The organism is Leptospira fluminis (assembly GCF_004771275.1).
In the GTDB taxonomy this organism is placed as follows: Bacteria; Spirochaetota; Leptospiria; order Leptospirales; family Leptospiraceae; genus Leptospira_B; species Leptospira_B fluminis.
Map to the genome: position 1 here is coordinate 379070 of NZ_RQEV01000003.1, position 15073 is coordinate 394142.

Here is a 15073-nt window from a genome sequence, read left to right on the forward strand (position 1 = left end):
TTATTCTTCGTCGGCCGCCACAGCTACTTTATCGCCGGTGGCGAAAGAGCTGGCCAACACGTCGGATACGAGGTTTCCCGCTTCTTCTTGAGAAACTCCCTTACTTAAGGCCACTTCCATTTTCACCAGGTTGTACGCGCTTTCGTACAACTTGCGTTCCATAATGGAAAGTTCCTTACCGTTCGCTCTGCGAAATAAATTTCGACAGACATCCGCTACTTCGAAAATCGAACCGGACTTAATCTTATTCAGGTTATTTTGGTACCTGATTTTCCAATCCTCTTCCGTATCGATCTCATCTTTCTTGAGTAAATTGATGACTTTCTTGATATCCTTCTTGTCGATGATGGGCCGGATCCCGACCTGTTTCGCCTTATCAACGGGGATCATCACTTTCATCTTGCTACCCTGGATCTCCATGACGTAGCATTCTTTCTTCTTACCCAGGATAACTTTTTTAGCGATTTCGGTAATTTCACCAACACCGTGGATCGGATATACGACGTAGTCTCCCACGCCATGATCGTAGCCAGATTGTTTCTTTTTGCTAGCCAATTAGTTATTAAGACTTCCGTTAAAACTCTGCCTAGAAATATAGCAAATTTTAGCCGGAAGTCAAGGAAAAAAAGGGTTTTACTCGATTCCGTTTGCTTCGGGTCTTTTCGGAAGCAGTCCCAAATTATAATCTTGTTTTGTGGATTCTAGAACCATGGAAAATCGGGTCGTTCAGAGGTTTTACGGAATCCAAGGCCCGGGAAGCTTCGGCCTGATCGTAAAAATACCCGATAAAAAGTTCCCCTTGGCCCGACCTGAATATCCTTCCCTGGAATTCAGGCCTAGCTCGTAGTAATTTCTTTCCGACTTCCATCGCCTCCAGCGAATCGCTGGTAGGTATGGAAATAAAAAAATTCTCAAGGTCCGGCTTTGCGGGAAATTTTAACCCGCTTCCGAAAGTAGGGGCAGGATTCCGAACCGCAGTGGATTCAGATTCGGCACCGTTTCGGATCTGTCCTGAATTTTCCCGCTCTTCGAGAGATTCGGACCGGACGTTTTTGTTGGACTTTCCGGCATTGTAAAAGGACCGAGTTTCGTTTTGGGAAAATGCCTGCTCTTTTTGGTCTAATCGAAGGCCTACGACAACTCCTCCGGTAAATATGGAAATCGCACCGATCAAAACCAGAAAGACGGACCGAGAACTTGGAAAAGATCGGATCGGAGAAGAGGAGCCTCTTACATATTGTATCGTTTGGACGGTCGGCTGTGAATCCGGAGCTCTTCCCGGAGATGCGGTTCTAGTCCCCGTTTGCTTCAGTCTGCGGGAATAATCTATATTTTGCATGATTGATCTCGACCTTAGGCGGAATCTGCGATGTCCATTTTTAGTATCGGTCGATTTTGCGACGAATCTTCGCAAAAATCCGTCGGGAGGGTTCCTGGAGGAAATAAAAAAGGCCGGTAGAACACCGGCCTTTCCCTTTCTAAGATCTCTTTTTTCTACCCGACAAGGTAAAGCAGCGGGAATAAGTAAATCCAGATCAAGTCGACGACGTGCCAAAATAAGCCTACGCCTTCGACAGGAGTATAATATTCCGGCCCTACCTTATTTCGGAGTACCTTAAGGAGTACCCAGAAAATCAAACAGGCACCTGCAAGAACGTGCAAACCATGAATACCCGTCATTACGAAGTAGAATCCGAAGAACAGCGGCCAGTTATGGGTATCGTTCAATAGACGAAGGTGTTTGTATTCCTCTTCGTCCATATGCAGAGTATGTTCACGTTCCTCAACGGAAACTTGCCCAGCCTCTTTAACAAGAGCGGCAACTTTCGTAGTGGAACGAGTGTCATCAGTGTAAGCGTATTTTCCAGGAACCGTACCCACATGAAATTTGTGCGTGTATTCGAAATACTTCACTACCATGAAGATCAACGCGCATGCAATCGTTACCGCAAGAGCAATGATCGCTTTCAGACGTAATCCGCGCTGGACGAAATTGATTCCCAAGGCCATCGTAAAGGAGCTGAACAACAGTACTACCGTGTTTACAGCACCAAGAGTGACGGAAAGCTGCTTGCTTCCTGCATGGAAAATCTGGGGATACAACGAATGATAAATCGCATATCCGACGAACAAGCCGCCGAACATGAGAATTTCAGTTACTAAAAAGAGCCAAATCCCCTGCTTGGAGGATTGGTATTGGTGTTCCGCGCTGTCGAAGTGATGAGCGTGGTGAAAACCCGCGTGATTAGCGGTACTCATAGGGTCCTCCCGTTACGACTGGGGTTTTTTCGAAATTTTCATGAGGTGGCGGAGAGGGAATCGTCCATTCCAGGGTTTTTCCCCCCCAAGGATCATTTCCTGCTTTTTCGCCGGCGATCAATCCGTGAATTACCGCGATTAAACCCACGATAAACCCGGTTCCGATCAGCCAAGATCCAACCGTCGACATCTGATTCAATTCGGTAAACGTGGGAAGATAATCGTAGTATCTACGAGGCATTCCCATTGCGCCTAAGATAAACTGAGGATAGAAAGTCACGTTGAATCCGGAAAAGATAAAGACCCAGGAGATTCTTCCTAGCGTGTCGTTGGTCATTTTGCCGGTCACTTTCGGGAACCAATAGATCAAGGCCCCCATGAGTGCCATCAAGGTTCCTCCCACCATCACGTAATGGAAGTGGGCCACCACGAAATACGTGTCGTGGAAGTGGATGTCCATTCCGGTGGAAGCCAGATACACTCCGGTAAGTCCCCCGATGGTGAATAGGAACATGAATCCCAATGCAAAGAGCATAGGAGCGTCCAATCGGACACTTCCGCGATACATCGTCGCGATCCAGTTGAACAATTTGATCGCCGTAGGAACTCCTACGAGCATCGTAATTACGGAGAAGAGTAAGCCGGCAAATTCGGATTGCCCGGATACGAACATGTGGTGTCCCCAAACCAAGAAAGAAACCCCTGCAATCGCGAGTGAAGAGTACGCGATTGCCGTATACCCGAAGATCACTTTGCGGGAGAAGGTTGCTACCAATTCGGAGATCACGCCCATTGCAGGGAGGATCATGATATAAACGGCAGGGTGCGAATAAAACCAGAAGAAATGCTGGAAGAGAACGGGATCTCCACCCAATTGCGGATCAAAAATTCCCACGCCTAAGGTTTTTTCGGCCACCAAGAGCAACAAGGTGATCGCAAGAACCGGAGTGGCTAAAACTTGCAGAATGGCGGTGGAATACAGAGCCCAAACCATCAGAGGGATACGAGTCATCGTGATTCCGGGTGCACGAAGCTTGTGCGTGGTAACGATGAAGTTGAGTCCCGTCAGAATGGAAGAAAATCCGATGATAAAAACCCCGAGTACCAAGGGGATCACGCCCATTCCGGTCTTAATGGAAGAATACGGAGTATAGAACGTCCAACCCGTGTCGACACGATCCATGAATAGTGTGGAACCGGTGATCAGAGCGCCGATCATCAGCATATACCAACTCATCAAGTTCAATCTCGGAAAAGCGACGTCTTTTGCGCCAATCATAATCGGCAGGACAAAGTTACCGAAAATGGCAGGAATTCCGGGAACGATCACCAGGAACACCATGATCGCACCATGGTAGGTCATCATCCTGTTATAGACATCCGCCGAAAACAGAGTCTTACCCGGGGTGAACAATTCCGCACGAACCAAAAGTGCGAAAATTCCTCCCAACAGAAAGAAAGACATGATGGCGATAAAATACATAACCCCGATCCGTTTGTGATCCAGAGTGGTCAACCACGACCAGATCCCTTTTTGATGGTTCAAGTAATTATGTTCGGTATGTGCGCTAGTAGCTGCGTGTGACATTGTCCGTGCTCCTATTTAAGCGTCTTAATGAATTCTATGATATCGGTCATCTGCTCGTTCGATACCCTTCCTTGGAAAGAAGGCATAGCGGGAGGAAAGCCTGCGACGATTTTAGCGGTAGGAACGAGAATGGACTGCTTAATATATTCGTCGTCTCCCTTTCCGGTGGATCCGTCGGCGAATTCACGTTTGTTTCCATAGAGCCCTTTGAAGGAAGGACCTACGATCCGGGATCCATCTACGGAATGGCAACTATTGCAACCCAACTCGGTATACAGCGCCTTTCCTTTATCCGCAGGATTCGCTTTTCCAGCATTCGCTGCGGCAGCTTGTTGCTCGCCGATCCAGGCCGCATATTGCTCGGAATCCACTACTCGGATGGTCGCCATCATATTGGAGTGGGAAGTTCCGCAATATTCGGTACAGAATACCGTAAAATCACCTTTTTCAATCGGCTTAAACGTAAACGTGGTCCTTCTGCCAGGAACCGCATCCATCTTGTTGCGAAAAGCGGGAACGTAGAAACTGTGCAGAACGTCGTCGGAAGTGAGAATAAAACGAACGGTTTTTCCGAGTGGAAGCACTACGATTCCCGGTTTCAAAAGAGTGGAATTCGCGATCTCCGGATTCAGTTTATCCGAAGTAGGGCTGCTTACCTTAAAGCCGTCTTTGTATTGAAAAGACCAGGCCCATTGGCGAGCAGTCACGTGAACTTCCACATCTCCCACAACGCCGACCTTTCTCAGATCGTCAAAGACGACCCATCCCCAAGCGAAGATCACCATCATGATCACGAAGGGAATGAAGGACCAGAGAAATTCCGCCAATGTGTTATGAGTAATGTAAGCGCTTTTTTGGGTTTCGGACTGTCTTCTGTACCGGATGATAAAGATCGTCATCCCGCCAATCAGAATCACGAAAGAAACCAAGCCTGAGATTAGTAAGAACGCGTAAAGATAATCCACACCGGCCGCAGCTGCAGAAGCCGGAACCGGCATAAAGCTCGTGGCCGTAATAAAATGGTACCAGTTCATCGGATCGAAATCACTCCTTCCTTATGTGTTGATATTCGAGTTTTGTTTCTTCCAAAAGCGGAATAAGAACGCTGCGAGGGCGATCATCGTAAAGAAAGCGCCGACTCGCATAATATTGTAAGCGTATAATGTATACCTATTTTTGGATGGATCAAATTGGAAGCAAAAAAGGGCGATCCGATCGCTCAAATCGCCGATTTTGCCGTTGCTTGCTTCCACCAAAGAGAGCCTAAGAGTCCTCTCATCGAACATGATCCCTTTCAAATAGCGAGAAATTTTTCCTTCAGGCGTAATCACATAGGCCACGGATTCGTGAACCCATTGCTCATTTTCAGGATTCCATTTGTAGGAAAAGCCGAGACTGGATGCCAACGCTTTGATTTCCGGATCCTTTCCGGTTAAAAAGCTCCATCCGGATCCGTCTCCGCGACCGTAATCTTTTACGTATGCGTCCTTTTTGGGTTTGGCCAATTCCGGTTTTTCCTTCGGATCAAAGCTCACCGCGACATATTTGAACTCTTTGCCGACCTGCCAATTCAACTGTTTCAGCACGTCGGAAATCCCGTTCAGATGAAAATTACAAAGAGTGGGACATCGGTAGTAGATCAGAGTCAAAAGAAGCGGTTTTCCGTCCTCCAGATAATCGCCGAGCTTGACCTGCTTTCCTTCCTCATTCACGAAAACGAGATTCCGATCGATGGAATCTCCCAGCTTTTCCACTACTCCGACTCCCTGGAGTTCGGGAGGAACTTCGTGGGGAGGAAGACGCTTTTCGGTGTCGAAGGAAAAAAGGGTCGAAAAGGGGATAACCAGCGCAAAAAGCGTTGTTAAACGAAATGCGAATTTTGAAAGAATCCGGAAATCCAAGTGGAAAAACCGAAAAAACTGCCGGTCCTTACTTCGCCTGTCCCGCCGTAGCCGAGGGAACGACGGTGTTGTAATCTTTTACGCCCGGATGGACGAAAGAAAGATAAATGAAGTAAAGAATATTTGCGGCTAACACCACGATAAACGTCCAAAATCCTGCTTTATTGTAATGGTCGTTCTGGCTCATTGAGGAACAACTCCTAAGTCGTTAAGAGGGAAACGATTCTCGCTTTCCGTTGCAAAGCGGAATCACTCGCCAGTTTCAAAGGGGTAGGTTTTTTTTGGAAGCGTTTTTGCTCGCCTAAGAGTTTCGAGAAGTTTCGGACATAAATTCGAACCCTTTTCATTCTTTTTTCCGATTTCGAAGTCAAATCCGCGTCCACATTCCCTTTCTCTGATCCGTGAGATTTAGTCTCAGAGAAGAAACAAGAATCGACCGCCAAATATCTTGCCCGCAAATGCGAGGCTCCGAGTATGGTCTCCAAAGGCCTTCGGATCCGAAAATTCTATGACTGTGTCGGGTTTCTCTCAAATTCGCAAATTTTCCCTTTATCTTAGCGTTTATTCCTTCCTGGTTTTTTTGAACCTTTTGTACGGACCTTTGGTAAGAGCCACCGATTCCGGCTTGGCTTGCCCCGATTGGCCCCTCTGTTTCGGGAAGGTTTTTCCCGATTTCGATTTCGGTATCTTCATGGAAGTCGGCCATCGCTACTATTCGATGATTCTGGGATTCATTCTATTGGGTGGAACGATTTGGGTTTCCGTTTCCGACGAGCTCCGTAAGCCTTTCCTAAAATATTTTATCTTAGCGATCCTCCTCATAGCGTCACAGGCAAATCTAGGCAGGCTGACCGTTACCCTTTTGCTCGATCCCACTTCAGTGAATCTACATTTGTTGAATGCGATCCTGTTTCTGCTTTGCATCGTGACCGCAACGATGAAGGCCAGAGAAATGGAAACTGGAGCTACCAATACCAATCCTTCGTATTTTTCACCGAAAAATCTCTTTTCAGGCGGACAGATCGTTCTGTTCATCGGAGTGCTAATCATTCTTCTTCAAATCGTTTTAGGAGCAAGAGTGAGTTCCCATTATGCCGGACTTGCCTGTCCGGAATTTCCAACCTGTAACGGAGAATGGATTCCGAGCGTTTACGAAGAAAAAACCGCAATCCAGGTACAACATAGATTCGGAGCTTATCTAGTCGTTTTTTTCGTCTTCGTGGTAAATCTTTACGGAACTCTAAATGGATTCTCCCAGAAAATAAAGAAGTACGTCCGGATATCGGTAGTTCTCGTTCTTTTACAATTCCTATTAGGAATCTTGAATGTGATGTACAAGTTGCCCAAACTGGTGACCGCCGCCCACACCGGTGTCGCAGTCTTGCTACTTTGCGCGATGTATGCCGTTTGGATTTTACGGGCCCGGGAATCGGCCGAAGGAAAGGTTTCCTAATCCTATGAACCAATTTTTTTCGGACTGGAATCTGTTACTAAAACCTAGGGTTTCCTCTTTGGTTTTGGCTACCGCCGTTCCCGGACTCTATTTAGGTTCGCAAACTTCACCGCCGGGCTTACTTCTATTTGCCACCCTGTTCGGAACCTTCCTGATGTCTTCCGCGTCCTTCATCTTCAATCAGGTGATCGAGAAAGATAAAGACGCCAAAATGAAACGGACTGCAAATAGACCGATTCCGGCGGGACGGATCAGTTCCCTGAAAGCTCTCGCAGTAGGTTTCATCCTGATGACTCTTTCCTTTGCGATACTCTACTATTTCGCAAATTTACTTACGGCTCTTTGTGCCTTTTCCGCTTTGGTGGCGTACGTATTTCTCTATACGATCATTTTAAAACCGAGAACGCACCAAAATATAGTGATCGGCGGAGTCGCAGGTTGCGTTGGCCCTTTAATCGGATACGCGGCCGCGAGTAATTCGCTCCCGCTCCCGTCTTGGATTCTTTTCCTGATGATATTCCTCTGGACTCCGGCGCATTTCTGGGCTCTCGCGATTTTTCTTAAGGAAGACTATAGCGATGCGAATTTTCCGATGCTCCCGGTCGTAAAAGGGGTGAAAGAGACGGGCCGTTCCATCCTATTCTATACGGTCCTCTACGTATGTTCCGTCCTGTATTTTTACTGGGCGGAACCTTCAATGGGAACTCTTTACCTAATATCGGCCATACTGCTGAGTGCCGCGATTCTGTATCTGTCCTTTAAGCTCTTTCTCAATCCGGAGCCGAAATTCGCTCGTGGGTTTTTCTTTTTCAGCATCCTTCATCTATTTTTAGTCAATATTCTCATCCTCGTCGATCACGCGATCGCGTAAGCGTCTAAAAAACGATGTACACTTCGGAAATTTTACCGGTAGATTCAGTCGGAATTTCGGATTTTAAGATTTATTATACGGACCACAAGAGCGAGGCGGATCTTGTAGTCTATGTGACGAATTACCGCCAGGAAGCATTGGGAAAGGAAGAGATTTGGCATTTTACCGAATATCGTTCCGAAGCAGGCGCCAAAGTGTTTGTCACAGAGAATCGCTCGGAAGCGGATCTTATCGTATATCGGAGTTCCTATAAATCGGAAGCGGGCTGGATCAAAGCTCATCCTCTACAAGGTAAGCTTCATTAAGGTTTGCACCTGATTAGAGATCCGTCTTTTCGGAAGAAGACCCTTACTTCCCAGCCTTTTTCCGGTGCGTTGAAATGGTAATCTAGGGAACATTCCCCTTCTTTGAGCCGACTCGGATCCGAGGGAATCTTATCTTCGGAGCACCACTCCCTTTGTTTTTCGGAAGTGTAAAACTTCCAATCCCAAGGAACCAAGGGTTGGATCCCCGCGTCTAGAAATATATTCCTAGATTGCTCCTTAGGCTGGTAGGGGCTCCCTCCGCCGTGTAATCCCACAAAGATATCCATTCTATCCCCGCGTATGTATTCCGGAGATCCCGTGTCGTTGATACAAAAATAACCGTCGTGAATCTTTCCGTTCGGCATTCGGATCCGCTTTTCTCGAATTCCAGGTAAAAAAGCCAACGCACCTATCGCTTTCGACTTATTGCATCGGGAGACTTTAGGTCCGAGTTTGGCGCAAAGATCCTTGAAATTTACGGCAATCGTCCGGTACGGGTAAACCTGATATCCGTAACCGGCACCCCAACCCCATTCCAAATCGTACGTCTCATACCTTCCGTTTCCGGCAAAATGATACTTGGTCCCGTCTTTCGCGATCCCGCTGCCTTCCCATCGGACCTGTTCCAAAAAAAGAGCCGATGCCTTGCCGATCTCCCTCCCGGAAGGAGAAAGGGCCGGCACAAGGGATCCCGGATAGGCTTCCTCAATGGCAAGATGATAATAGGTCGGATAATATTTCCCTAGATTGAAGACGGTTACGGAATCCAAACTTTCTCGGTCCGAGGAGGTGAGCAGAAATTCCAGGGGTTTAGGAGAATGATCTTTGGGACTATCCATCGGACGAAAGCCGGCGCGGTAAAAAAGAGGTTTTAGATTCTTTTTAGGATAGAGGCAGGCCCCTTTTTCGTTGCTAACCCGGATATACTCCTCGTGATCCTGGAATCCGTCCATTCTTACAGCTTCTCCATGGAACAGACGTAAAATGGAATCCGAGTCCGGATTCCTACATTCGCAGCCGGAAACGGAACGAATGCATAAGATCTTCGCAAATTGAATCTGCGGGCTTTGAGAGAAGAGGGGGAAAATCGAAACGATCGCGAGTCCGACGATGAGAAGGGCTAAAATCCCGTCCCTACGTCTTGTAGGGAACGGGATAGTCTTGCGGGGGAAAAACAACTTACGGGTTGCCTTCTCCTTCCCCTGAATTGCCTGAATTGCCTGAATTGCCCCAAGGGAAAAGAGAACCTTGGTTCGGCGCCGGAGTAGATTCCGGTCCGGACATCGGCGCAGCAGGACGAGGGGTTGCCGCCGGCTTTTTAGCTGCGACTTTCTTTTTGACCGCTTTCTTGGCGACTTTCTTTTTCGCCGGTTTAACGACCTTTTTCTTAGCTACTTTCTTTTTGGCCGCTTTTTTCTTAGGGGCCGCTTTCTTCTTTGCTTTCTTCTTAGCTACCATGGGAGATACTCCTTGTGTCGCGGGGAATCCTTCCGTAATTCCTCTAACAAATTTCCACTCCTATTGCCTCGACCCAAAAGAGTAAAATCTTTTTTGCTTTTCTATCGTTAAAGCACGCTAAACGATTCTTATTTTCTTAATGCTACCTTCAATTCGTTCCTAATGAAAAGTTCAAATGACTCAGACTTTCCTCAGGATTGCGAATCCGACGCCGTACTAGGAAGGCTTTTACGAATCCTTTTCCCTTTACTTCTATATTTCCCCGTTCGACGAGCTCGAAATCGGAACGGATCGCCTCCGCAGTCGATTCCGTAACCTGAATTTCCCCCGGAACCCCATGGGATTCCATGCGACTCGCTAGATTTACGGCATCGCCCCAGATGTCGTAGATGAATTTCTTGGTTCCGATCACGCCTGCGACCACGGGCCCTGTGTTAATTCCTATCCTCATACGAAGTCCCGTTCTCGATTTTTTCAGTTTGAATCTGGATAGGATCTCTTTCATGTCCCAAGCCATGTGCGCGACTAGCAAAGGATGATCCTTTTCCGGAACAGGAAGTCCTCCTACAGCCATATATGCGTCTCCGATCGTCTTGATCTTTTCCAAACGGTATTTTTCGGCTAAAATATCGAAATGGGAGAAGATTTGGTTTAAAATCCGAACGACGGATTCGGGTTTCATTTTGGAAGAAAGTCGAGTAAAACCGACGATATCCGCGAATAAAATCGAGACGTCCGGATAGCTTTCGGCGATCAAACCGGCGTTTTGTTTAAGTTCCGCAGCGATAGAAGGAGGAAGAACGTTTAAAAGCAGTTTTTCCGCACGATCCTGCTCATGTCGGACTCTTTCGTACGCCTCCGCGATTTCCGTTCTAGCTTGTTCGTTTTCGGCGAGCGTGGTCCTTACCTTTCCGAGAACAAGATTGTAACGTTCCGCGATCTGTCCCACTTCGGTAAAAGGTTCTACGGGAACATCTTTAGCCAAATCCCCGGTCTTTCTCTGATAATCCATGGCCAGGAAAAGGTCTATGAGCTCCGTCGTCGCATTGTGCTCGGATATATTCAGACCCATACGCTCTTCGTCACCGTCCACTCTTAGCGGGAAAATCCGGTTTAAAGCCCAGAAGACCAAAAAAGAAACTCCGAAAGAAAAGATTCCAACGCTTAAAATTCCTAGGAACTGTACGATGATGAGGGAGAATCTTCCGATTTCCGTTTCCATGGCGGATAGATCTCCAAAGAAACCGACAGCCAGGGTCCCCCAAATTCCTCCGACAAGATGCACGGGAACGGCTCCGACCGCATCGTCGATTTTCAATTTTTCCAGAAGCAGCTCGGAAGGATAGATCAGGAGTCCCGCAATCGAACCCACGATCGCGGACTGAAAAGGAGTCAGACAATCCGCAGCGGCAGTTACGGCAACCAAGCCGATCAATGAACCGTTCAGGGGAGCGGTAGGCTCCGGAAAACCTTTGATCCCCCATGCGAGCATCATCGCAACCATCATGGAAAAACCGGAAGAAACTACCGTGTTCAGAATGATTCCCGGAACTTTCTCGTCGAAAGACAAAGTGCTTCCTCCGTTAAATCCCATCCAACCGAACCAGAGTAGGATTCCGCCTAGCATCGCCATCGGAAGGTTGCTACCGGTAACCTGCATAGGAGCGGAATCTTTCGGGAACCTCCCGATCCTGGGGCCGACCACCATTAAAAGAGCGAGCGAGACCCATCCGCCTACGCTATGAACCAAGGTGGATCCGGCAAAATCATGAAAGCCTATCGAGGAGAGCCATCCGTTCTTCTCCTCCAATATTCCGGCTCCCCAACTCCAATGCCCTACGATCGGATAGATGAATCCGGAGATCAGAGCAGTCGCAAGCATGTATGAACTGAATTTCAGTCGCTCGGCCACCGCTCCAGAAACGATGGTGGCCGACGTTCCGCAGAATACTAGTTGGAAGATAAAAAACGTGGGGGCCCAAGCGTCTCCCGGTTGAAAATTGGGGAAAAAAAGAGAAGTTCCGAATACGCTGTGCCAGGAAGTTCCGAACATAAGTCCAAAACCGAAAGAATAGAAAAGAAGAGTCGCCACCCCGAAATCGGCAACGTTCTTAATGGCGACATTGATCGAATTCTTGGCACGAGTGAGTCCGGATTCTAGAACTAAAAATCCTCCCTGCATGATTAAAACCAAGCCTGAGCAGACCAAAACCCATAAAATATCCAATAAACTCTTTTCTGTCGGCATGAAGGACTCCTGTTTCTAAAAAAAATCGAGCCGGAAACACTCTTCTTTTCCTATTCCTATTATCGGAAAAGACCAATAAGAAATCCGCTTTTCAAAGAATCGATGAGAACTGGGTCTCTCGCCGAAATCGCCTTTCGTTTTCTTACAAACGAAGTTATCCTGCGAAAAAGCGCTGAAACCGCTCCAAACTCGACAGGGATAACGAACGTTATTTTTTTCGAACGTAACGCCCGTTCTGCAAACTCTGTCTCTCTGGGCCTAAAGCACCCTGTTGAAAGACGAAAAAAGCCTTTCCCTCTAAATAGGATGTTTTAAACAGGGATTATATCTAAAAAAACCTAGACGTTGGTATAATTTCATGAGGGAAATCAAAACCGTAACCGTCCTCGGCGCGAATGGAACTATGGGCGCCGGATCCGCCGCAATTGTAGCCGCCTTCGGAAAGGCAAAGGTCCATATGTTGGCTCGGGATGTGAATAAAGCGAAAGAAGGTATCGAAAAAGCGGTAGCTTCCGTCAAAACGGACACGATTCGTCCGCGTTTGATTCCCGGTTCCTACGACCAAGACTTGGAAAAGGCCGTTTCCGAATCGGATTGGGTATTCGAACTCGTCGCTGAAAGTTACGAAGTAAAAGAACCGATCAACAAACGAATCGCCAAAGCTCGTAAACCCGGGACGATCATATCCACGGTCTCTTCCGGACTTTCCATCGCTCGCTTAGCGGACGCCTTTGACGAGGACGGAAAAAAACATTATTACGGAACTCACTTCTTTAATCCTCCTTACAAGATGATTCTTTGCGAACTCGTTACGCACAAAGGCAACGACAAGAAAGTAACAAAGAAATTAGGAGAGTATTTGGAAAAAATCCTCGGTCGCGCCGTCGTTTATACGAACGATACTCCCGCTTTCGCAGGAAATAGAATCGGATTCCAATTGATCAACGAAGTCGCTCAAAAAGCGGAGGAATATTCCGACAAGGGCGGGATCGCTCTGATGGACGCGATCATGAGCGGATATACCGGTAGAGCGATGGCTCCTTTAGATACCGCTGACTTTGTGGGCTTGGACGTACACAAGGCGATCGTAGACAATCTCTACGAGATGACTAAGGATGCGGCTCATTCCACTTTCAAACTTCCCGGATATTTCCAAAAGCTCATCGATCGGGGCGATCTAGGTCGCAAGTCCGGACAAGGTCTCTTTAAAATGACCAAAACCCCGGATGGAAAAAAAGAGAAACTATATTACGATATCAAGGGAGACCTCTACGTTCCCGTTCCTAAGTTCGATATTCCGTTCATAAAGGAAGCGAACCGCAGGATCGGAGAAGCCGATTATATCGGAGCCATGAATATAGTTAAAGAAGCCAAAGGCTTGGAAGCGGATCTTGCCCGTTATTTCATTGCACGCTATGTCAGCTACTCTCTCTCTATCGTAGGAGAAGTCGTAGATTCTAAAGAGATGGGAGATCTTGCCATGGGCACCGGATTCAACTGGGCTCCCGCTTCGGCATTCGTCGATTTTCTAGGCGGACCCAAAGAAGCAATCAGTCTAATTACCAAAGCAAAACTTCCCGTACCGGATGTTTTGGCCAAAGCGAAAGCCGGGAAACCTTTCTACCAACTGAAGGACATCCTGGATGCTCGTTCTCTTTTTAAAGGATAATCGGGGAGGAGAAATTCTATGAAAGATACCGTTTACGTACTCGGCGGAGAACAAACCGACTTCCAAAGAAACTGGACCAAGGAAGGAAAAACCTTCATGTCCATGTTCCGGGAAGCTATCCAAGACGGATTAGAAAAAGTCGGCCTTACCCCGGACGAGATCAAAAAACTGAACAAACAGAATCGCATCGGAGTTTTCGTAGGAAACTTCGACGCGGAACAATATGCGACCCAAGGGCATTTGGGTGGGTTTTTAACCGAAGTGGACCCCTGCTTTTACGGAGTTCCCGGTGCGCGTTATGAAGCGGCTTGTGCTTCGGGTTCCGTCGCGCTCGACGCGGCCCAAACCAAACTTCGTGTGAAGGATTACGATGTCGCAATCGTAGTCGGATTAGAAATCATGAAAACGGTTTCTTCTTCGGTGGGTGGAGACTTCCTTGGAACCGCCGCTTATTACGAAAAGGAAGCGAGAGGAGTCCAATTCCCTTTTCCTAAATTGTTCGGAAAGCTTGCGGACGTTATTTTAGAAAGATATAAACTAGAAGAAAAACGGTTTATGGGAGCGCTAGCCGAGATTTCGAAGATCAATTACGCGAATGCGAAACGCAACCCGAAAGCGCAAACCCGTTCCTGGTTTATGAATCGCGAGCACGCGGATGCGAGAGGCGGTTCCTTCAACATGGCTGTGGGCGGACGTCTCTGCATCACGGATTGTTCCCAAGTCACCGACGGAGCCGCCGTTATAGTTCTTGCGAATAAGAACTATGCGGAAGAGTTCGCTAAGAAAAAAGGAACGAAACTTTCCGCTTATCCTAAGATTAAAGGTTGGGGACATAGAGTCGCTCCCATCACCTTCGAAGCGAAAGTCGCCGAATCCAAAGGGGAAAAATGGATCCTTCCCTGGACTCGTCAGACCGTTAAAGACGCTTACGATCGTGCAGGAATGGGCACCAAAGACATAGACGTCTTCGAAACCCACGATTGCTTCACTTCCTCGGAATACGCTGCTATTTCCGCTTTCGGAATCAGCCAACCGGGCAAGGAACACGAGGCGATCGAAGACGGAGTAATCGCTTTCGACGGAAAGAAACCGATCAACACCTCCGGCGGATTGATCGGAGCCGGTCACCCCGTAGGTGCATCCGGAGTCCGAATGATGCTCGACTTGTACAAACAGGTTACGGATACCGCAGGGGATTATCAGATCGGGGGAGCGAAGAACGGTTTGATGTTAAACATCGGCGGTTCGGCGACCACCAATTATGTGTTCATCCTCGGAAAATAAAAAATTCCAATAAAAAAGGATGGAAAAGCCCGGGATC

15 protein-coding genes are annotated in these 15073 nt (G+C 47.6%); 5 read left to right on the plus strand and 10 right to left on the minus strand.

Features of this window, described 5'->3' with window-relative positions:
- The 7 genes from EHO61_RS03665 to EHO61_RS17190 form a co-directional block, all read right to left on the minus strand.
- Positions 1-555: a CarD family transcriptional regulator gene (locus tag EHO61_RS03665; protein ID WP_135767297.1), complete on the minus strand. Its 555-nt coding sequence runs from the start codon at positions 553-555 to the stop codon at positions 1-3.
- Between the two features lie 124 nt (positions 556-679).
- A complete protein-coding gene (locus EHO61_RS03670; RefSeq protein WP_135812260.1) occupies positions 680-1339 on the minus strand; it encodes a hypothetical protein in 660 nt (219 codons plus the stop codon).
- A gap of 155 nt (positions 1340-1494) precedes the next feature.
- Positions 1495-2259 (minus strand): cytochrome c oxidase subunit 3 family protein, encoded by a 765-nt coding sequence (locus EHO61_RS03675; protein ID WP_135812261.1) that lies wholly within the window; start codon positions 2257-2259, stop codon positions 1495-1497.
- Positions 2246-3847, minus strand: coding sequence for a cytochrome c oxidase subunit I (gene ctaD, locus EHO61_RS03680; protein ID WP_135812262.1), 1602 nt, complete (start codon positions 3845-3847; stop codon positions 2246-2248). Before ctaD ends, EHO61_RS03675 begins: the two co-directional genes overlap by 14 nt.
- An 11-nt stretch (positions 3848-3858) precedes the next feature.
- Positions 3859-4881 carry a cytochrome c oxidase subunit II gene (gene coxB / locus EHO61_RS03685; RefSeq protein ID WP_135812263.1) on the minus strand — a complete coding sequence of 341 codons (1023 nt, stop codon included), beginning with the start codon at positions 4879-4881 and terminating at the stop codon, positions 3859-3861.
- 21 nt (positions 4882-4902) lie between these two features.
- Positions 4903-5736, minus strand: coding sequence for an SCO family protein (locus EHO61_RS03690; RefSeq protein ID WP_425460327.1), 834 nt, complete (start codon positions 5734-5736; stop codon positions 4903-4905).
- A gap of 40 nt (positions 5737-5776) precedes the next feature.
- Positions 5777-5935 (minus strand): hypothetical protein, encoded by a 159-nt coding sequence (locus EHO61_RS17190; protein ID WP_167884797.1) that lies wholly within the window; start codon positions 5933-5935, stop codon positions 5777-5779.
- A gap of 321 nt (positions 5936-6256) precedes the next feature.
- Between EHO61_RS17190 and EHO61_RS03695 the strand changes: the two genes are divergently transcribed.
- From EHO61_RS03695 to EHO61_RS03705, 3 genes are read left to right on the plus strand one after another with little or no spacing between them, the layout of a single operon-like run.
- On the plus strand, positions 6257-7201 hold the full coding sequence (locus EHO61_RS03695; protein ID WP_135812265.1) for a COX15/CtaA family protein: 945 nt from the start codon (positions 6257-6259) through the stop codon (positions 7199-7201).
- A 4-nt stretch (positions 7202-7205) separates the two neighbouring features.
- The gene (cyoE, locus tag EHO61_RS03700) at positions 7206-8072 is read left to right on the plus strand and encodes a heme o synthase (RefSeq protein WP_135812266.1); all 867 of its coding nucleotides are present in this window, start codon (positions 7206-7208) and stop codon (positions 8070-8072) included.
- A 14-nt stretch (positions 8073-8086) separates the two neighbouring features.
- Positions 8087-8377 carry a 7(1) septoil knot domain-containing protein gene (locus tag EHO61_RS03705; protein WP_135812267.1) on the plus strand — a complete coding sequence of 97 codons (291 nt, stop codon included), beginning with the start codon at positions 8087-8089 and terminating at the stop codon, positions 8375-8377.
- Here the strand turns inward: EHO61_RS03705 and EHO61_RS03710 are convergent.
- The 3 genes from EHO61_RS03710 to amt all read right to left on the minus strand — a co-directional run bounded on the left by EHO61_RS03710 (position 8374) and on the right by amt (position 12083).
- Positions 8374-9330 (minus strand): RlpA-like double-psi beta-barrel domain-containing protein, encoded by a 957-nt coding sequence (locus EHO61_RS03710; protein ID WP_246031992.1) that lies wholly within the window; start codon positions 9328-9330, stop codon positions 8374-8376. The two genes, EHO61_RS03705 and EHO61_RS03710, sit on opposite strands and share 4 nt — an antisense overlap.
- A 226-nt stretch (positions 9331-9556) precedes the next feature.
- Entirely contained in the window at positions 9557-9835 is a 279-nt protein-coding gene (locus EHO61_RS17280; RefSeq protein ID WP_210415291.1) for a hypothetical protein, read from the minus strand.
- Positions 9836-9983: 148 nt separating this feature from the next.
- Positions 9984-12083 (minus strand): ammonium transporter, encoded by a 2100-nt coding sequence (gene amt / locus EHO61_RS03720; protein WP_135812269.1) that lies wholly within the window; start codon positions 12081-12083, stop codon positions 9984-9986.
- A gap of 358 nt (positions 12084-12441) precedes the next feature.
- Between amt and EHO61_RS03725 the strand changes: the two genes are divergently transcribed.
- Both EHO61_RS03725 and EHO61_RS03730 read left to right on the plus strand, forming a co-directional pair.
- Positions 12442-13752: a 3-hydroxyacyl-CoA dehydrogenase family protein gene (locus EHO61_RS03725; RefSeq protein WP_135812270.1), complete on the plus strand. Its 1311-nt coding sequence runs from the start codon at positions 12442-12444 to the stop codon at positions 13750-13752.
- A gap of 18 nt (positions 13753-13770) precedes the next feature.
- Positions 13771-15036, plus strand: coding sequence for an acetyl-CoA acetyltransferase (locus EHO61_RS03730; RefSeq protein ID WP_135812271.1), 1266 nt, complete (start codon positions 13771-13773; stop codon positions 15034-15036).
- The last annotated feature ends 37 nt before the right edge of the window (positions 15037-15073 follow it).